Consider the following 17694-nt stretch of genomic DNA (forward strand, 5'->3'; position numbering starts at 1 on the left):
AAATCGCGCCAGGAATTCACGGCGACAGGAACGAATCGGCACGTTGCGAACGAAACGACTCGAAATGCAGCGCCGATCACCGCTCAGCCTTGTGCGGCAAGCGCGCAACATAATTCGCGCACTACTCTCACAAAGCGATTTCTTAGGTAGAATCGTCGGCGCAGCAAGACGTATCATTCGGGTGGCCGTTCTCCGACGGCACTTTCTTATTCTCATCGATTGGATCGATATGGCAACGGCAAAGAAAGCAGCAGCAAAGAAGGCCCCTGTGGCGAAAAAAGCTCCGGCAGCAAAGAAGGCTCCGGTAGCGAAAAAGGCAGCCCCGAAGGCAGCTCCCAAGGCAGCCCCGAAGGCAGCCGCCAGCGGCAAGGTTTCGCCGATCAAGGAAGCGTTCAACAAGACCCAGCTCGCAGCGCACCTCGCCGAACAATCGGCTGTCGCCGTGAAGGAAGTCAAGGCAGTGCTGGCCGCGCTCGAGAACACCATCGTCAGCTCGCTGCACAAGAAGGGCGCTGGCGAATTCACGCTGCATGGCCTGTTCAAGGTCACGTCGCAACAAATCGCTGCCAAGGCGAAGCGTTTCGGCAAGGACCCGTTCACGGGTCAAGAGCGTTGGTTCCCGGCCAAGCCGGCTTCGGTGCGCGTGAAGGTTCGCCCGCTGAAGAAGGTCAAGGACGCTGCCCAGTAAGTCTTGCTGTCGCGCCGCCGTGGCATCTGCGGCAGCGCGAATGGCAAAGACCCGGCAGGCAAGGCCTGAATACGGTGCCGATTTCCGGCACCGTTTTTTTTCGTCCTCATTTTGTTTTCGCTCCCTGCCTGAGGCTGATTTCGTCATCCTCATCATTTTGGCGATGAAGCACCGCTCAACCGAAACTTAGGGTTTTCGCTGGGGTTTGTGCGGAGTGGACGCATCTTGTGGCGCCCGCTACCATCGCTCGGGGACAGCCGTCAGCCAGCAAATGGATGCACGCCTTGCACGACGAACTGGCGTTTTCGGCGATGTCTTCGCGGCCTCAGGAGACCCAGCATGACTCGCAAGTTATCGCGTCACCCTGCGCAATCGCAACACGTGTCATCGCACCCCGCCAGCCGGCGAACCGTTCCGGGCAGCGTGGATATCAGTTCCCGCCGCGGTTTTCTCGCCACGCTCGGCGTTGCTGCCATGCCGGCCGCATTCGTCGGATCGCTCGGCGGCACACTCGGCGGACTGCTCACCAGCACGCTGTCGCTATTCTCCGCCCCCGCCCACGCGCAGACCGTTGCCGGCATCAAGAAGAAGGGCACGCTTAACGTCGGCATGCTTATCGACTTCCCGCCGTATGGCACGACGAATGCGCAGGCGCAGCCGGACGGTTACGACGCTGACGTCGCGAAACTGCTGGCCAATGATCTGGGTGTGAAGCTCAACATCATGCCGGTGACCGGACCGAACCGGATTCCGTATCTGCTCAGCGGCAAGGTAGATGTTCTCGTCGCCTCGCTCGCAATCACGCCCGAGCGTGCCAAGCAGGTCCAGTTCTCCAAACCGTACGCTGCCGCGACCATCGTGCTGCTCGGCAAAACGGGCGCGCCCATCAAATCGGCCGCCGATCTGAAAGGCGTACGTGTCAGCGTTGCGCGTGCGAGTACACAGGACATGGCGCTCACCAAGACGGCCCCCGAAGGCACCGAGATCCGCCGTTTCGACGACGATGCTTCCGCGATGCAAGCGCTACTCACCGGACAGGTTGACGCCATCGGCTGCTCCGTGACGGTCGCGAACGCGATTCGTCAACGCGCGCCGGGCCAGTTCGAGCCGAAGTTCAATTTGCTGCAACAGGCGATGGGCATCGCGATGCGCCTCAATCAGCCGGAGTTACTGGCCGCGGTCAACGACTTCGTCACACGCAATACGGTCAACGGCGAGCTGAACAAACGATATCGCAAGTGGCTCGAGACCGATCTTCCGAAGCTGGAGTAAGCACCGCCGGTGATTCGCGCACGTTGCGCGTAGCACGGCAACAGTCCCCCCGAACCGTTGAGTGCCACACCAAGTCCGGCGATCTGGCACAACGAGCGAGCCGCATAAGACATAGCTCCCCATAGCCGCCGCGAGTCACTGCCCCTCAGCGGCCGGGTGCCGGGTACCGCATCGGCATATCGAAACGCGCATTTCGATATAGTTTCCGCACTTTTTCCTCCCTCCCAAATACCTCGCTCTCCCCGTCCGACAGGGATTTCACCCATTTTCCACAGGATCGCTACGTAAGAAAATTTTGCTTTCGATGCAATTTAGATATATCGTAAACATGTCTCAATTACATCGATAAGGAGTCGCATCATGCGTGGATCACGTGGCGATTTCATGGGCCGTGGCCCGCTGGACCTGGACAAAATGGATTTTGGCGACGAGCGGCGTGGTGCACGCCACGGACGGCGCGGCGCTGGCGAAGGCTATGGTGACGGCCGTTTCGGACGTGACGATGAAGTCCGAGGCGCACGAGGTGGCCGGGGCGGACGCGGCGGCGGCCGCCTTTTCAGTCACGGCGGCTTGCGACTCGTGCTGCTGCATCTGATTGCCCAACAACCGCGTCACGGTTACGAACTCATCAAAGCCATCGAAGAGAGCGTGAACGGGACGTATAGCCCGAGCCCAGGCGTTGTCTACCCGACGCTCACGTTGCTCGAAGAAATGGGCTACATCCGCGTGCAGGAAAGCGCGGGCGACAGCCAGCGCAAGTCTTACGAGATCACCGACGCCGGGCGCGAGTATCTGGCCGAAAACGAAGACTCGATCACGGAACTGCTCGCGCGGCTCGCAACACGCCGCGAACGCTCGGAAGAGATGCCGCCACAAGTCATGCGCGCGCTGCATAACTTCAAATATGCCGTGCATTTGCGTCTGGGCGGCGAGCCGCTCACGACCGAACAAGCCAACGCGTTCGCCGCGATTCTCGACGCGGCCGCGCAACAACTGGAGCGACTCTGATGCAAAACAACGCTGCACCGAACGCCATCCCCGATCGCACGCCGCAACGGGTGCGCCACGAACTTCGCATGCGGCTGCTCGAAGTGCGCAGCGTCGAGTCGCTCACGCCGCACATGGTGCGCGTGACGCTCTGCGGCAACGACCTCGAAGGCTTCACCAGCCCCGGCTTCGACGACCACGTCAAACTCTTCTTCCCCAACCCCGAGACCGGTGAACTGGCACTGCCGCAGATCGGTGCCGAGGGCGTGGCCAAACCGGCGCCCGGCGACGCACCGCGGCTCATGCGCGACTACACGCCGCGCCAATATGACGCGGCGACGAAAACGCTCGTGATCGATTTCGCCATGCATGAATCGGGGCCGGCCACCCAGTGGGCGCGCACGGCCAAACCGGGAGACCGCATCGGCGTGGGCGGCCCGCGTGGCTCGTTCGTCATTCCCATGAACTTCGACGGCTACGTGCTCATCGGCGACGACACGGCACTGCCGGCGATTGCGCGACGCCTGACCGAGCTACCCGCCGGCGCACTGGTGTTCGTCTTCGTTGAAGTCGACAGTCCGGCCGACCGTCTGCGCTTCGCGAGCAACGCCGATGTGGTGGTGGAATGGATCTATCGTGAAGGCAAGCCTGCTGGCGAAAGCACGGCCCTGCTCGACGCGCTTCAGGTCGCCACGTTGCCCAGCGGCGATATCCACGTATGGGTCGCGGCCGAAGCTGGCGTGGCGAAGGCCGTGCGCCGCCATCTCGTCGACACTCGCGGCCTCAACCCGAAATGGGTGAAGGCGGCCGCCTACTGGCGACGCGGCGACGCCGCCGTGCACGAGAATCTGGACGATTGAAGGCGTGGCAGCGCGTGTATGCTTTCTATCCTCTGCTCAAGAGAGAACGCTTAGTACGTATGGATACGCCACCGTTGCCCGACACGAACCTCTTTGCCGGCCTGCCCTCGCACCCCGATCCGAAGGCGGCCGAGCAGTTCGACACATTGCTCGCCCGGCCGGGGCTGCGGGTCGAGCGCATCGTCTCGACCGGACAGGCATCCCCCGCGGGCTTCTGGTACGACCAGGCGCAGCATGAGTGGGTCGTGTTGCTCACCGGCGCTGCGGGTCTGGCTTTCGCCGATACGCCCGGTCAGACGCTTGTGCTGACAGCGGGCGACGCGGTGACGATTGCCGCCCATCGGCGTCATCGTGTGGCCTGGACAGCCCAAGGCGAAACCACCGTCTGGCTGGCGATTCACTACGATTGACGCCGGTCCGTCCGTCCCCTTTGGAGAAATTCCCTGCCGTATTTCGGAATTGCCTGATAGAAATGCCAGGAACAAATTCCGACTATGAAAACGCGCCCGGGGATGTCGAATCTCGGCACCCGGAGGGCGGTTCACCCAAGGGGGTACGACGACATGGAGCAACGCAAAAGACACGACGGCTTCGAGCGTTGGGCAGCGGGCGCGACAGCGCGTCAGATAGGGCGGGACGATGCTCGTTGGCGCGTGTTTCGCGCACCGGAGCAGGCAGACTTTCACGGGTTCGTCGTCTGGTGTTACACGCAGGGCGTATTTCTCGGTCAGGAGTTTGACCGGCGTACCGACACCATCACGCATTGCTACGTGCGTAACGGTGCCTGGGCCGTGCAATTCGATTCGTATGGGGAAGCTTGTGAGCGTGCTTTCGACATTCACACGCCGACACTGATTCTGTACGCACCGGAGCGCAACGGCAGCGTTTTCATCACCAGCACCGAGCAGTAGGCAGCGCGTCACACCGCTGTCGGCTGCACCAAGACGGCACCGGCCGGCAGTACGCCGGCTGGTGCATTTTTTGGGGGGGCTTCACCCGTCGCGCAGGTGGCGGCAAGCACTCGCGCCCGGCAGGCTGGATCAGGGGTAGTGACGGATGTCGTCGATCTCGGTCTGGCCGAAATCGTCACGCTCGGTCAGCGCCAGAATGCGGCGAGCCACATCTTCCGGCGAAGCGAGTTTGCCGCTCGCCTTGAGGTCCTGAAAACGTGCCAGTGCCGGAAAACTCTCCGCGCTGCTGCTGCGAATGGTCTCCTGCATACCGGTATCGACCACGCCGGGGGCCAGCGACACCGCCTGCACACCGTGTTCCCGATGTTCAGCGTTGACCACCCGCGTATACATATCCAGCGCTGCCTTGGTCGAGCAGTAGACCGCCCAGCCAGCGTTCGGATTGCGGCCGGCGCCCGACGAGATATTCACAATCTGCCGTTTGGCGGCCAGCCCTTGCGTGGCGGTAAGAAAGCGGGCTGTGAGCAACATGACCGAGGTCACGTTCAGTGCGAATGCCGCACCGATGGCGGCCGGGTCCGTCAGGGCCGAGCTGTTGGCAACCGGGTTGACCGTCCCAGCGTTGTTGATCAGCAGATAGCGGCCGGCGTCGCGCGGCAGCGCGGCGAAGATTCGATTGGCGACCTGCGCCGTAGCCTGGGTATCGGCCAGATCGACGGCGATTTGTTCGAGCGTGACACCTTGCGCGCTCGCCAAGGCGGCGAGGTCGTCGTCCGTGCGACGTGCCAGCGTCACGAGATGGGTGCCGGGGGCGAGCAAACCGCGTGCGAGCGCCGCGCCGAGACCACGGGATGCGCCGGTAAGGATGGCAATCGTTTGGGACATGGGGAGATGTGCGGTCGGATAACACCGCAAAAAGGGACTAACGGGAGCGCCATTATCCGCGCATCGACCCGGCACCGCTATCCCGGCCACTCGCCATTTGCCGGTCAAGCCGGGCGTGAAGGTTTGTGCGGACCGCTACCGGTGCGTCGAAACGACACCGGGTGCCGGCAAGCGAAACGGAGTATTGCGGAATATAATTGCAAATTCATTGCGCTTATAACCTAAGGTAGTAAAAACGTATTTGGCGAGGCCCCGGAACGATCGGCACGCTAGCGCGGCGAGACGTTTATCGCGCGTCAATTCCCCGAATCGTCAAGGTTGTCGCGGTAAGTACAGGTCTTTTAGGTGCACTGCACATTACCGCCTTATGGGTATATATTCCCCCCTCATGGAAACGATACCGAAAATCATTTCGGCGCCTGCTGCTGCGCCGGCCACAAGCAATACCGCACGTCCCGTGCCGCCGCGCCCGCGCCAATACGATGCGCGGCTTGCGCGCTGGATGGTCACGCCGCTCGTCGACACCCGAGTCAGCCCGAACCACCTCACAACGCTTCGCCTGATCGTCGGGCTGGCCTGCACCTGGGCATTTGCGCAAGGTAGCTACGCGATGGCCAATCTGGGCGCCGTGTTGCTCGTGCTGTCGAACTTCATCGACCACACGGACGGCGAACTGGCGCGCATCAGCGGTAAGACGAGCCGCATTGGCCACCTGTATGACCTGGCCTCGGACGCCTTGGTCACCGTGCTGCTGTTCGGCGGTATCGGCATGGGCGTGGCGGCTGTCGCCCCGGACCCATACCCGCTGCCCGTGCCGCTCTCGGCATCCGCGCTCGGCTGGATTGCCGGCATTGCGGTGGCCCTGGTCTTCTTCCTGCGCATGCGCATCGAAGACCGCGTGGGCAAGGCCGGCACGAAGCAGGCATCCGTCGGCGGCTTCGAGACGGAAGATGTGCTTTATCTGATGCCGCTCGTCACGCTGTTCGACGGCACGCGCGGCTTCCTGATTGCCGCCGCCATCGGCGCGCCGATCTTCGCGCTGCTCGTGATCGCCGACTACGTGCGCGTCATGCGCCGCGCGCTGCCGGTCGAAGCCGGTGAGTCTGCCGCCACGGCCGAGGCCGCCACCGCCGTCGAGGCAGCCCAGCCGATGGCGCCTGCGGCGTTCGCGGCAGACGCCGAAATCGAACGTGCACTGGACGCCATCGACTTCGACGCCGCGACCCGCGAGTTCAAGTCGCAGGACGCATTCATCTATCTCGAGAAGTTCCTGCCGAAAGCGGTCACGGAACAATTGATCGCCGTGGTTCGCTCGGTCACGCCGAACGTCAATCGCAACTACCTTCCCGGTCACAAACAGGGCGGCAGCGTGAGCCGTCATACGCTCGACGAGCTTGCCCCGTTCGTGGCCGAGTTGTACCGCTCGCCCGCCCTGATGCGTTTCCTGGAGCGTCTGGCCGGTGAAAAGCTGTTGCCGTCGCCGCAAGACGACCCGCACGCATATGCGCTGTATTACTACACGCGTCCGGGCGATCACATCGGCTGGCACTATGACACGTCCTACTACAAGGGCCGCCGCTACACGCTGCTGCTTGGCGTGGTGGACCAATCGAGCTGCAAGCTCGAATACCGGCTTCACACCCGCAACCCCGGCGTGGCGCAAGTCGAAGGCGCAGTGGCGTATCCACCCGGTGCGCTGGTGTTCTTCGACGGGGACAAACTGCATCACCGGATCACACCGCTCGGCGAAAATGAGGAGCGAATCTCGCTCACGTTCGAGTATGTGACCGACCCGCGCATGGGCACATGGCAGCGCTTCATCTCGAACATGAAAGACGCCATCGCCTACTTCGGTTTCCGCCAAGTGTTTCGTCAGCTATTGGGACGGACGAAACGCTAAATGAACCGGACTGCCATCGTATCTCTCACCCTAGGTTTCGCCCTTTTTGTCGCCCTGCTCATTTGGCAGGGCACGGGATCGGTGATGTCTACGCTGGCGGTCGCCGGCTGGGGACTGTTGCCCATCGCCGCCTTCCACCTCGTGCCGCTGGTGCTCGACGCCGCCGCCATTCAGGTGCTGGTGGCGAAATCCTGTTCGCTGCGCCGCGCCACGCTCACGCGCTGGGTCGGAGAGTCGGTCAACAGCCTGCTGCCGGCCGGTCAGATCGGCGGGCCGATCGCGATGGTGCGTCAAATGAAGCAACGCGGGTTGGCCGGTCGCGAAGCGGCGGCCGCCATCACCGTCAGTACGACGCTACAGGCGGTGGCGCAGATCGTTTTCGCGCTGTTGGGATTGGCCGTCTTCGGGATCAGCGCAACACAAGGCGCCGGTGACAGCCTGTGGCTGCCGATGCTGCTTGCCACCGCGCTCATCTCCGCCCTGCTATACGCGTTCTACGTTGCGCAACGGCGCGGCATCTTCGGCTGGGCATTCCGTATGCTCGCCAGAATGTCGTCCAAGCGCGACTGGTCGTCGCTGCTCGACCGGGCGGACGCCGTCGACGAAATCGTGCAACGCATGTATGGCCAGCGCCGTCAGGTGCTCGCGAGCTTTTTGCTCAGCCTTGTTGGCTGGATCGTCGGCACAGTGGAGGTCTGGCTGATTCTGCAATTCATCGGCTACCCGGTGAGTTGGATCGACGCGATGCTGCTCGAAAGTCTCGGGCAGGCGATTCGCGGCGCTGCTTTCTTCGTGCCGGGTTCGCTCGGCGTGCAGGAAGGCGGTTACCTGCTGCTCGCCCCGCTCGTGGGCCTGCCGGCCGACGCCGCGCTGGCTCTCTCCCTGGCCAAACGTACGCGCGAGCTGCTGCTCGGCGTGCCGGGCCTCGTCTATCTGCATTTCTCCGAACGTGGCTGGCGCCGCCGGCGTGCCTCGCAACAAAGCGTGTCGCTGCCTGCCGCCACGGACTCTGCACCGCTCTAAAGAAGGATATTCATCATGCGGGCCATCATTCTCGCAGCAGGCATGGGCCTGCGTTTGCTACAGCCCGAAGATAAGCAGTCGCCCAAGTGCCTGCTGCCGTTCGACGGCATGTCGCTACTCGAGCGCCATCTGCGCATGCTTGCGGCGGCGGGAATCACCGATGTCGTGCTGGCGCTCGGCTTCCATCACGAGCAAGTGAGCGAAGCCCTCGATCGCCTGAACTGGACACCGCGTCCGCAGATCCGTCTGAACCCGGCGTTCCATCTGGGCAGCGTGCTGACCCTGCACACGGCCGCCGACGCGATGACCGCGGGCGGCGACGTCCTCGTCATGGACGCGGATGTGCTCTACGACCAACGCATTTTCAACGCCCTGGTGGCGGGTGAGACGGCGAACCGTCTGCTCATCGACCGCGATTTCGAAGTCGGTGATGAGCCGGTCAAGCTATGCCTGCGCAACGGCGTACCCGTCGAACTGCGCAAGCAGGTGATGGCAGGTCTCGAATACGACACCGTGGGCGAATCGGTCGGCTTCTTCCGCTTCAACGAAGCGACGGCGACACGTCTTGCGGAAATCACCCGCGATTACGTTGAATCGGGCCGCGCCAAGATGCCGCACGAAGAAGCCGTGCGCGATCTGCTGCTCGAGCGCGGCGCGCAATTCGAAACGGCCGATGTCACGGGCTTCCCGTGGATCGAAATCGACTACCCTGAAGATGTAAAGCGCGCCACCGAACAGGTGCTGCCGCAACTCGAACCGCTCACGATGGTGTCAGAATGAACGCTCCCGACGCATTCACCCCGCCGCCGACCGCCACGCGCGCGTCGCAACTGCGCGCCATGCTGCGCAGCAATCAACTCGAATTCCTGATGGAAGCCCACAACGGCCTGTCCGCACGTATCGTGCGTGAAGCGGGCTTCAAGGGCATCTGGGCATCGGGCCTCGCCATCTCGGCGCAATTCGGTGTGCGCGACAACAACGAAGCCAGTTGGACGCAGGTTGTCGAGAACCTCGAATTCATGGCCGACGCCAGCGATCTTCCGATCCTGCTCGACGGCGATACCGGCTACGGCAACTTCAACAACATGCGACGCCTCGTGCGCAAGCTCGAGCAACGTGGCGTGGCCGGCGTGTGTATCGAAGACAAGATCTTCCCGAAGACCAACAGCTTCATCGGCGGCGAGCGCCAGCCGCTCGCGGACATCGACGAGTTCTGCGGCAAGATCAAGGCAGGCAAGGACTCGCAGGCCGACGACGACTTCTCGATCGTGGCGCGCGTCGAAGCGCTGATCGCGGGCTGGGGCATGGAAGAAGCCCTGCGCCGGGCGGAGGCCTATCGCCAGGCCGGTGCCGACGCCATCCTGATTCACAGCAAACTCAAGCGTGCCGACGAAATCGTGCAATTCGCCCGCGAGTGGGATAACCGCTGCCCGCTGGTGATCGTGCCGACCAAGTACTACAGCACGCCCACCGACGTGTTCCGCGAAGCCGGTATCAGCGTCGTGATCTGGGCGAACCACCTGATTCGCTCCGCCACGTCGGCCATGCAGGCCGTGGCCGCCGAAATCCACCGCAGCGAGACCCTCGTCAACGTCGAAGACCGGATTGCGACCGTCGATGAGATCTTCCGCCTGCAAGACGCCGACGAATACACCCAAGCGGAAGACCGTTACCTGTCCGCCGCGAACGCACCGCGCTCGGCCATCGTGCTCGCCGCCAGCCGTGGAAAGAACCTCGAGAGCGTGACGACCGACCGTCCGAAGGTGATGCTGCCCGTTGCCGGCAAGCCCTTGCTGCGCTGGCTGGTCGACGGTTTCAAGAAGCAGAATGTGAACGACATCACGGTCGTGGGCGGCTATCGCGCCGACGCCATCGAGACCGCCGGCATCACGCTCGCCGTCAACGAACGGTACGCCGAAACCGGCGAACTCGCCTCACTCGCCCGCGTGGCCAATGCCTTCACGCACGACACGGTGATCTCCTACGGCGACCTGCTGTTCCGCAGCTACATCGTGCGCGATCTGGTGGAAAGCAACGCCGACTTCACCGTTGTCGTCGACTCGACGGCCGCGACCACGGCCAATGCTGCCAACGCCAGCGTGCGTGACTTCGCGTACTGCTCGGCCGGCGACGACCGTGGGCTGTTCGGTCAGCAAGTGCTGCTGGAGAAGATCAGCGGCAACGCCGCAGACGCCGGGCGCGCGCCCAATGGCCGCTGGATCGGCTTGCTCGGTGTGCGCGGCGACGAAGGCCGTGCGCAACTGCAACGCGTCTTCACGGCATTGCAGGCACGCCCGGACTTCGATCAGCTCGGCATGCCCGAACTGATCAACGCCCTCGCGGCGGACGGCGCCAAGATAGAGGTGCAATACGTGCACGGCCACTGGCGTGGTGTGAACGACATGGAGGAATTCCGCCGCGCGGCAGACTTCGCCCATGGTCAGACGCCGTTTAGCAGCGCCGCCCCGGAGGCCCAAGGTGATTGAGGCCGGACAGTTCGTCGAAGCCGCGCGCAAGCACGGCTTCACCTGGTACACCGGCGTGCCGTGTTCGTTCCTCACGCCGTTCATCAACTACGTGCTGCAAGACCCGACGCTGCACTATCTGTCGGCGGCCAACGAGGGCGACGCCGTCGCCATCGCGGCCGGTGCCACCCTCGGTGAGGGCAGTGGCGCACGCTCGGTCACGATGATGCAGAACTCGGGCCTCGGCAACGCCGTGAGTCCGCTGACTTCGCTCACATGGACCTTCCGCCTGCCGCAGTTGCTGATTGTGACGTGGCGTGGCCAGCCGGGCATTACCGATGAGCCGCAACACGCACTCATGGGCCCGATCACGCCGGCCATGCTCGATCTGATGGAAGTGCCCTGGGAGCTGTTCCCCACCGAGCCCGAAGCGATTGCGCCGGCGCTGGAGCGCGCGGTCCGTCACATGGACGAGACCGGACGACCCTATGCACTCGTGATGCAAAAGGGCAGCGTAGCGCCCTACCCGCTGCAACCGGCCGAGCGCCCGGCGCGTCCGGCCCAGCCCGCGCCGGTGTCGCTCATGAAGGGTGTCGCCCCGTCCGAGATGCCCACGCGTCGCGACGCGCTGGCCCGTGTGATCGCCCACACGCCGCTCGAAAACACCGTCGTGCTGGCGTCGACTGGCTTCTGCGGCCGCGAACTGTATGCGCTCGACGACCGCGCCAACCAGTTGTACATGGTTGGCTCGATGGGCTGCGTGACGACGCTGGCGCTGGGCCTCGCCTTGGCGCGCCCCGACCTGCGCGTGGTCGCCCTCGACGGTGACGGCGCCGCGCTCATGCGCATGGGCGCCTTTGCCACGCTGGGTGCGTACGGCCCGTCGAATCTCATCCATCTGCTGCTCGACAACGCATCGCACGACTCCACCGGCGCGCAGGCCACGGTCTCGCCGACGGTGTCGTTCGCGGGCGTAGCCGCCGCAAGCGGTTATGCGCTCGCGCTCGAAGGCGATACGCTCGACGTCGTCGAGTCATTGTTCGACAGCCACACCGCCAGCCTGAGCGAGGGACCGCGTTTCGCTTGCCTGACGACGCGTCCGGGCACGCCTGACGGGCTGCCACGCCCGAAGATCACGCCGGAAGCGGTAAAGGCACGCCTGATGGACCATATTGCACGACGCGCACCGGCTTCGGCCTGAGCGTCTCCCCCATTCACGAAATCTGCCGAGGAAGCTTCGCCATGCTGTTACTGAATCCGGGCCCCGTCACCCTGACCGAGCGCGTCCGCAAGAGCCTGCTGCAACCCGATCTGTGCCACCGCGAGCCCGAATTCTTCGATCTGCAGGAAGAGGCCCGCGCACGTCTGACGGCGGTCTACGGCCTCGATCCGGCTGTGTGGGCCCCCGTGTTGATGACCGGCTCGGGCACCGCAGCCGTCGAGAGCATGACCGCAGGTCTCGTGCCGGAAGGCGGGCGCCTGCTGATCGTCGAGAACGGCGTGTATGGCGAGCGCATCTCGCAGATTGCGAAGCAGTACCGTATCGATCACGACGTCATTCACTTCGAATGGATGCAGGCACCCGATCTCGCGCAGATCGTCGACCGGCTCGACACGGCGGGAGACCGTCCGTACACGAACGTGGCGATCATCCACCACGAGACGACGACAGGCCGCCTGAACGATCTGACCGGCATCGCCGCCGCCTGTCGCGAGCGCGGCATCGATCTGCTGGTCGACGGCGTGAGCAGCTTCGCCGCCGAAGCCATCGATTTCGACGATTCGGGCATCGTGGCCGTTGCTGCGACCGCGAACAAGTGCTTGCACGGCGTGCCGGGCGTGTCCTTCGTGATGGTGCGCAAGGACGCTCTCGCCAAGGCCGCCAGCCGCACGTATTACCTTGACATCGCGCGCCTCGCCAAGCTTCAGGCCGAGCGTAATACGCCGTTCACGCCGTCTGTGCACGCCTACTACGCGCTGGTCGAAGCACTGCGCGAACTCGACGACGCCGGTGGCTGGCAACAGCGCCACGCCCATTACGGCGCGCTCGCCGAGCAAGCGCGCGCCGGTCTGGCCGCGCTGGGCATCGACAGCGTCTTGCCGCCGGGTGAGTCGTCGGTGGTGCTGCGCGCCTACAAGTTGCCCGCGGGTGTCGACTATGTGCGCCTGCACGACTGGCTCAAGGCCGACGGTTTTGTGATCTACGCAGGGCAAGGCGGTTTGTCCAAGTCGTTGTTCCGTATCTCGACGATGGGCAACCTCACGGCCGCCGACATCGACCGCCTGCTGGCTTCCGTCGCCAGACTGGTGAAGTGAGCGCAGGGACGGACGTTCAGCCATGAAAGATCTGCTAGCCAGCATCCAATCCCCATCCGAGTTGCGCGCGCTCTCGCGCGCCGACTTGCGTCGCGTGGCCGATGAATTGCGTGCCTGTGTGCTCGACAGTGTGTCGCGCACCGGTGGCCACCTCTCGTCGAATCTGGGCACCGTCGAACTGACGATCGCACTGCACTACGTTTTCGACACACCCAACGACCGCATTGTGTGGGACGTGGGTCATCAAACCTATCCGCACAAGATTCTCACGGGCCGCCGCGACGCCATGCCGACCCTTCGGCAATGGCAAGGCCTGTCGGGCTTTCCGAAGCGCGACGAATCGCCCTACGACACGTTCGGCACGGCGCATTCGAGCACGTCGATTTCGGCAGCGCTCGGCATGGCGCTGGCCAGCAAGGTCAAGGGCGAGAAACGGCACGCGATTGCCGTGATCGGCGATGGGGCGATGACCGCCGGCGAGGCCTTCGAGGCCCTGAACAATGCCGGCGTCTACGAAGACCTGCCGTTCCTCGTTGTGCTCAACGACAACGACATGTCGATCTCGCCGCCGGTCGGCGCGCTCAATCAGTACCTCACACGACTCATGTCCGGTCAGTTCTACTCGGCCGGCAAGGAGAGCGTGCGCAATCTGTTGCGCAATGCCCCCGCCCCCATGCGCGAACTGGCGCACAAGCTCGAAGAACACGCCAAGGCCATCGTCTCGCCCACGGGCACGATGTTCGAGGAGTTCGGCTTCAACTACCTCGGCCCTATCGACGGCCACGATCTGGACGCACTCATCCCCGCGCTCGAGAACATCAAGGCGCTCAAGGGGCCTCAGTTCCTGCATGTCGTGACGCGCAAGGGCCGCGGCTACAAACTCGCCGAAGCCGATCCGGTGCTGTATCACGGCCCGGGCAAGTTCAATCCGAGCGAAGGGATTCGTCCGGCCGCGCCGGGCACGGTCTCGGCCAAGACCTATACGCAGATCTTCGGCGAATGGCTGTGCGACGCGGCGGCGGCAGACAAGCGTGTCATCGGCATCACGCCCGCCATGCGCGAAGGCTCCGGGCTTGTGGAATTCGAGAAGCGCTTTCCTGAGCGCTATTACGACGTCGGTATCGCCGAGCAGCATGCCGTGACGTTCGCAGGCGGGTTGGCGACCGAGGGGCTCAGGCCCGTGGTGGCGATCTACTCGACGTTCCTGCAACGGGCCTACGATCAGGTGATTCACGACGTGGCCCTGCAAAACCTGCCGGTCGTCTTCGCGATCGATCGAGGCGGTCTCGTCGGCGCCGACGGCGCAACGCACGCTGGGGCTTACGACATCGCCTACCTGCGCTGCATCCCCAACATGGTGGTCATGGCCCCGGCCGACGAAAACGAATGCCGACAGATGTTGCAGACGGCGCTCGGTATCGACGGCCCCTGCGCCGTGCGTTACCCGCGCGGCACCGGCCCCGGCGTGAAGACCGAGGCCGGCTTGACGACACTGCCCGTGGGCCGTGCCCAGGTGCGTCGCCGGAGCGCTGCCCCGGTGGGTCGTCGCGTGGCTATTCTGGCGTTCGGCTCGATGGTGACGCCGAGTGAACAGGTGGCCGCCGAATTCGACGCGAGCGTGGTCAACATGCGCTTCGTCAAACCGCTCGACGACGCCACGCTGCTCGACATGGCCCGCACGCACGACCTCATCGTCACGATCGAGGAAGGTGTTGTGATGGGGGGTGCCGGCACGGCGTGTGTCGAAGTCCTCAACGCCAATGGCGTGCTGATTCCGGTGCTGCAACTGGGATTGCCCGACACTTACATCGATCAGGGCACGCCCGCGCAGCAGCTCGCGTCGGTCGGGCTCGACGCGCAGGGCATTGCGGCGTCGATTCGCCGGGCACTGACCGAGCGTCTCGGCGGCAAGGTCGAGGCGGTGCCGTCGGCCCCCTAAGCGAAGCGTTTCACCACACTTCCATATCCGTAGCAAAACGGCATCTTTTGATCTGATTTAGAGAGTCAGATCAAAATGCACAGGGCAAACTCCCAAAGTTCACGCTCCCCGAGAACCGGGTTCGGCAATGCCGATATCCGGGATTTCGGCACCTTTGCCGCCAATTAGCGCCGCTTCTGCAAAACTGCGTAACGCCGCCGCTCGACACAATCCCATCTCAACGCCTCAGAATCCGGCTACGCGATTTTGCGAGCCCTTCGCCATGTGCAGGATTTTCCCTTCCGTTCGTGTCGGCGATCAGCCGCACCGACGTCTTTCCCGTACCGATTCATGTCCTCCCAGTTCGTTCATCGTGCGCGCCCCCTCCGCGCGAAGCACCGCTGGCACGTGCACAGCGTGACCCTTCCCGCACTTGCTGCTGGCGCCTTCCATTTCTCATACGCATTCGCGCAACCGGTGGGGGCCGAGCAGGCCGGCGAATTCGCGCACGCGGAACACGTGTTCATGCTCCCAGCGATCGAAGTGGTTGCCGCTCCTGACACAATACCGCTGGAGGTCGTCACCGATCCGAAAAGACCACGCCAACCTCTGCCCGCGAGCGACGGTGCCGATTATCTGAAGACGATCCCTGGCTTCGCGTCGATCCGCAGCGGCGGCACCAATGGCGACCTCGTACTGCGCGGCATGTCCGGATCGCGGCTCCAGTTGCTGGCGAACGGCATGTCGACACTCGGTGCGTGTGGGGGTCGGATGGACTCGCCGACGTCCTACATCGCACCAGAAAGCTACGACAAGGTAACCGTCATCAAGGGCCCGCAGAGCGTGCAATACGGACCAGGGGCATCGGCCGGCACAGTGCTATTCGAGCGAACGACACCGCGCTTCAAGGCGCCCGGCATGCGTTTCGAAGGCAGTATGGTCGGCGGTTCATTCGGGCGCAACGATCAGAACCTGGACATCGCAGCGGGCACGCCGGACTTCTATGGCCGGGTGACCGCAAATCACGCGCATTCGCAAGACTATAAGGATGGCAACGGGCGCGTGGTACCGTCGCAATGGAGCAAATGGAACGCGAACGCGACATTCGGCTGGACGCCTGACAACGACACTCGACTCGAGATCACCACGGGCACAGGCGACGGGTATGCCCGCTATGCCGGGCGCGCCATGGACGGCTCGCGTTTCCGGCGTGAAACCTTCGGTCTGAAGTTCGACAGGAAGCGCATCGGTGGCCCGCTCGACCGGATCGAGGCACAGGTCTATTACAACGTAGCCGATCATGTCATGGACAACTACACGTTACGAACTCCCGCTTCGACGGCAGGTATGCGCATACGCGTTGCCTCTGAGGTACGCCGGCGTATGGTGGGCGCGCGCACCGCCGCAACCTGGCGCCTGGACGACGCGATCCAACTCGTGACGGGGATCGATGTGCAATCAAGCCGTCTCGATTTGCGCACGGCACGAGGAATGCAAGAGCGTGGTGGACAACCATGGAATCCGCGCGCGAACCTTTGGAACGCAGGGGCCTTCGGTGAGCTAACGTGGCTGGCCAGTCACGAATCACGCGTGATTGCCGGAGCACGGGCGGATCGTGCGTCGGCGCGCGACGAGCGCGCAACAGCTAGCGGGCCGGTCCAGCCCAACCCGACGTTCGACGTAACGCGCTCGCGAGTGCTACCGAGCGGATTCATTCGCTACGAGCACGATCTCGCATCGGTGCCCGTCACTTGGTACGCGGGCATCGGCCATACAGAGCGTTTTCCAGACTATTGGGAATTGTTCTCGGCCGCCCGAGGGCCAAGCGGTTCGGTGAATGCATTCTCGGCAATCCGCCCCGAGAAGACAACGCAACTCGATGTCGGCGCACAGTACAGAACCGAGAAACTCGACGCATGGGTATCCGCCTATGCGGGTCAGGTGCAGGACTTCATCCTCTTCAACTACGCGACGGGCCCGGCGAAGCAGGCGACTAACGTCAATGCGCAGATCATGGGCGGCGAACTCGGCACGGCGTGGCGCCCTTTTGCGGCGTGGCGCTTCGATGGTTCGCTCGCATATGCGTGGGGACGCAATCGCCAAAACGGCGGACCGTTGCCGCAGATACCTCCGTTGGAAGCGCGCCTGGGGCTGGAATACACGCACGGATCGTGGACGGCTGGTGGACGATGGCGCATCGTCGCACCACAGCGCCGTTGTGCGTTGAACCAAGGCAACGTTGCCGGCAAGGACTTCGGCCCGAGCCCCGGCTTCGGCGTGGTGTCGCTGCATACGCAATATAAGGTGAGCAAGGCCGTGCACATCTCGATTGGCATGGACAACGTATTTGACAAGGCGTATTCGGAGCACCTGAACCTCGCCGGCAATGCTGGGTTCGGGTATGCGGCGAACGTGCCGGTCATGGAGCCGGGGCGTTCGGCTTGGGTACGTGTGGGGGCGAAGATTTGA

The 17694-nt window shown here is 63.6% G+C and carries 15 protein-coding genes and 1 pseudogene; 15 read left to right on the plus strand and 1 reads right to left on the minus strand.

Annotation, left to right across the window (positions count from 1 at the left end; all coding sequences use genetic code 11):
* Positions 1 to 229 precede the first annotated feature (229 nt).
* From PCO31110_RS25165 to PCO31110_RS25190, 6 genes are all read left to right on the plus strand, one after another.
* Positions 230 to 688, plus strand: a complete 459-nt coding sequence (locus PCO31110_RS25165) for an HU family DNA-binding protein (protein ID WP_010805297.1) — start codon at positions 230 to 232, stop codon at positions 686 to 688.
* A 474-nt stretch (positions 689 to 1162) separates the two neighbouring features.
* A complete protein-coding gene (locus PCO31110_RS25170; protein WP_036664573.1) occupies positions 1163 to 1960 on the plus strand; it encodes a transporter substrate-binding domain-containing protein in 798 nt (265 codons plus the stop codon).
* A 360-nt stretch (positions 1961 to 2320) separates the two neighbouring features.
* Complete coding sequence (locus PCO31110_RS25175; protein WP_150691728.1) at positions 2321 to 2968, plus strand: PadR family transcriptional regulator; 648 nt, start codon at positions 2321 to 2323, stop codon at positions 2966 to 2968.
* Positions 2968 to 3807: a siderophore-interacting protein gene (locus PCO31110_RS25180; protein ID WP_010805300.1), complete on the plus strand. Its 840-nt coding sequence runs from the start codon at positions 2968 to 2970 to the stop codon at positions 3805 to 3807. The genes PCO31110_RS25175 and PCO31110_RS25180 overlap by 1 nt, the downstream gene beginning before the upstream one ends.
* Before the next feature lie 59 nt (positions 3808 to 3866).
* The gene (locus PCO31110_RS25185) at positions 3867 to 4217 is read left to right on the plus strand and encodes a cupin domain-containing protein (RefSeq protein WP_010805301.1); all 351 of its coding nucleotides are present in this window, start codon (positions 3867 to 3869) and stop codon (positions 4215 to 4217) included.
* 153 nt (positions 4218 to 4370) lie between these two features.
* Positions 4371 to 4718 (plus strand): hypothetical protein, encoded by a 348-nt coding sequence (locus PCO31110_RS25190; RefSeq protein ID WP_010805302.1) that lies wholly within the window; start codon positions 4371 to 4373, stop codon positions 4716 to 4718.
* Positions 4719 to 4847: 129 nt separating this feature from the next.
* Here PCO31110_RS25190 and PCO31110_RS25195 read toward each other — a convergent pair whose 3' ends face one another.
* The gene (locus tag PCO31110_RS25195; RefSeq protein WP_150691729.1) at positions 4848 to 5603 is read right to left on the minus strand and encodes an SDR family oxidoreductase; all 756 of its coding nucleotides are present in this window, start codon (positions 5601 to 5603) and stop codon (positions 4848 to 4850) included.
* 502 nt (positions 5604 to 6105) lie between these two features.
* Between PCO31110_RS25195 and PCO31110_RS26350 the strand changes: the two are divergent.
* The 9 genes and pseudogenes from PCO31110_RS26350 to PCO31110_RS25235 form a co-directional block, all read left to right on the plus strand.
* A pseudogene (locus tag PCO31110_RS26350) lies at positions 6106 to 6720 on the plus strand (CDP-alcohol phosphatidyltransferase family protein); the annotation flags it as partial.
* Positions 6721 to 6753: 33 nt separating this feature from the next.
* Positions 6754 to 7503, plus strand: a complete 750-nt coding sequence (locus PCO31110_RS25200; RefSeq protein WP_036664576.1) for a HalD/BesD family halogenase — start codon at positions 6754 to 6756, stop codon at positions 7501 to 7503.
* Positions 7504 to 8526, plus strand: a complete 1023-nt coding sequence (locus PCO31110_RS25205; RefSeq protein WP_010805305.1) for a flippase-like domain-containing protein — start codon at positions 7504 to 7506, stop codon at positions 8524 to 8526. It begins immediately after the preceding gene.
* Between the two features lie 15 nt (positions 8527 to 8541).
* A complete protein-coding gene (locus tag PCO31110_RS25210) occupies positions 8542 to 9306 on the plus strand; it encodes a phosphocholine cytidylyltransferase family protein (RefSeq protein ID WP_010805306.1) in 765 nt (254 codons plus the stop codon).
* Positions 9303 to 11012, plus strand: coding sequence for a phosphoenolpyruvate mutase (aepX, locus tag PCO31110_RS25215; protein ID WP_150691730.1), 1710 nt, complete (start codon positions 9303 to 9305; stop codon positions 11010 to 11012). The genes PCO31110_RS25210 and aepX overlap by 4 nt, the downstream gene beginning before the upstream one ends.
* Entirely contained in the window at positions 11005 to 12192 is a 1188-nt protein-coding gene (gene aepY / locus PCO31110_RS25220; protein ID WP_150691731.1) for a phosphonopyruvate decarboxylase, read from the plus strand. The genes aepX and aepY overlap by 8 nt, the downstream gene beginning before the upstream one ends.
* Before the next feature lie 41 nt (positions 12193 to 12233).
* Positions 12234 to 13307 (plus strand): 2-aminoethylphosphonate aminotransferase, encoded by a 1074-nt coding sequence (locus PCO31110_RS25225; protein ID WP_010805309.1) that lies wholly within the window; start codon positions 12234 to 12236, stop codon positions 13305 to 13307.
* A 22-nt stretch (positions 13308 to 13329) separates the two neighbouring features.
* A complete protein-coding gene (gene dxs / locus PCO31110_RS25230) occupies positions 13330 to 15246 on the plus strand; it encodes a 1-deoxy-D-xylulose-5-phosphate synthase (protein WP_150691732.1) in 1917 nt (638 codons plus the stop codon).
* A 330-nt stretch (positions 15247 to 15576) separates the two neighbouring features.
* Entirely contained in the window at positions 15577 to 17694 is a 2118-nt protein-coding gene (locus PCO31110_RS25235; RefSeq protein WP_010805311.1) for a TonB-dependent copper receptor, read from the plus strand.

It is taken from the genome of Pandoraea communis (assembly GCF_902459745.1).
GTDB lineage: Bacteria > Pseudomonadota > Gammaproteobacteria > Burkholderiales > Burkholderiaceae > Pandoraea > Pandoraea communis.

What these genes read in the sequence shown, in the direction of transcription:
- PCO31110_RS25165 (WP_010805297.1), top strand. Translation starts at nt 230, where the DNA reads ATGGCAACGGCAAAGAAAGCAGCAGCAAAGAAGGCCCCTGTGGCGAAA.
- PCO31110_RS25195 (WP_150691729.1), bottom strand. Translation starts at nt 5,603, where the DNA reads ATGTCCCAAACGATTGCCATCCTTACCGGCGCATCCCGTGGTCTCGGC.
- PCO31110_RS25190 (WP_010805302.1), top strand. Translation starts at nt 4,371, where the DNA reads ATGGAGCAACGCAAAAGACACGACGGCTTCGAGCGTTGGGCAGCGGGC.
- PCO31110_RS25205 (WP_010805305.1), top strand. Translation starts at nt 7,504, where the DNA reads ATGAACCGGACTGCCATCGTATCTCTCACCCTAGGTTTCGCCCTTTTT.
- PCO31110_RS25180 (WP_010805300.1), top strand. Translation starts at nt 2,968, where the DNA reads ATGCAAAACAACGCTGCACCGAACGCCATCCCCGATCGCACGCCGCAA.
- PCO31110_RS25170 (WP_036664573.1), top strand. Translation starts at nt 1,163, where the DNA reads ATGCCGGCCGCATTCGTCGGATCGCTCGGCGGCACACTCGGCGGACTG.
- PCO31110_RS25175 (WP_150691728.1), top strand. Translation starts at nt 2,321, where the DNA reads ATGCGTGGATCACGTGGCGATTTCATGGGCCGTGGCCCGCTGGACCTG.
- PCO31110_RS25210 (WP_010805306.1), top strand. Translation starts at nt 8,542, where the DNA reads ATGCGGGCCATCATTCTCGCAGCAGGCATGGGCCTGCGTTTGCTACAG.
- dxs (WP_150691732.1), top strand. Translation starts at nt 13,330, where the DNA reads ATGAAAGATCTGCTAGCCAGCATCCAATCCCCATCCGAGTTGCGCGCG.
- PCO31110_RS25235 (WP_010805311.1), top strand. Translation starts at nt 15,577, where the DNA reads ATGTCCTCCCAGTTCGTTCATCGTGCGCGCCCCCTCCGCGCGAAGCAC.
- PCO31110_RS25225 (WP_010805309.1), top strand. Translation starts at nt 12,234, where the DNA reads ATGCTGTTACTGAATCCGGGCCCCGTCACCCTGACCGAGCGCGTCCGC.
- PCO31110_RS25185 (WP_010805301.1), top strand. Translation starts at nt 3,867, where the DNA reads ATGGATACGCCACCGTTGCCCGACACGAACCTCTTTGCCGGCCTGCCC.
- PCO31110_RS25200 (WP_036664576.1), top strand. Translation starts at nt 6,754, where the DNA reads ATGGCGCCTGCGGCGTTCGCGGCAGACGCCGAAATCGAACGTGCACTG.
- aepX (WP_150691730.1), top strand. Translation starts at nt 9,303, where the DNA reads ATGAACGCTCCCGACGCATTCACCCCGCCGCCGACCGCCACGCGCGCG.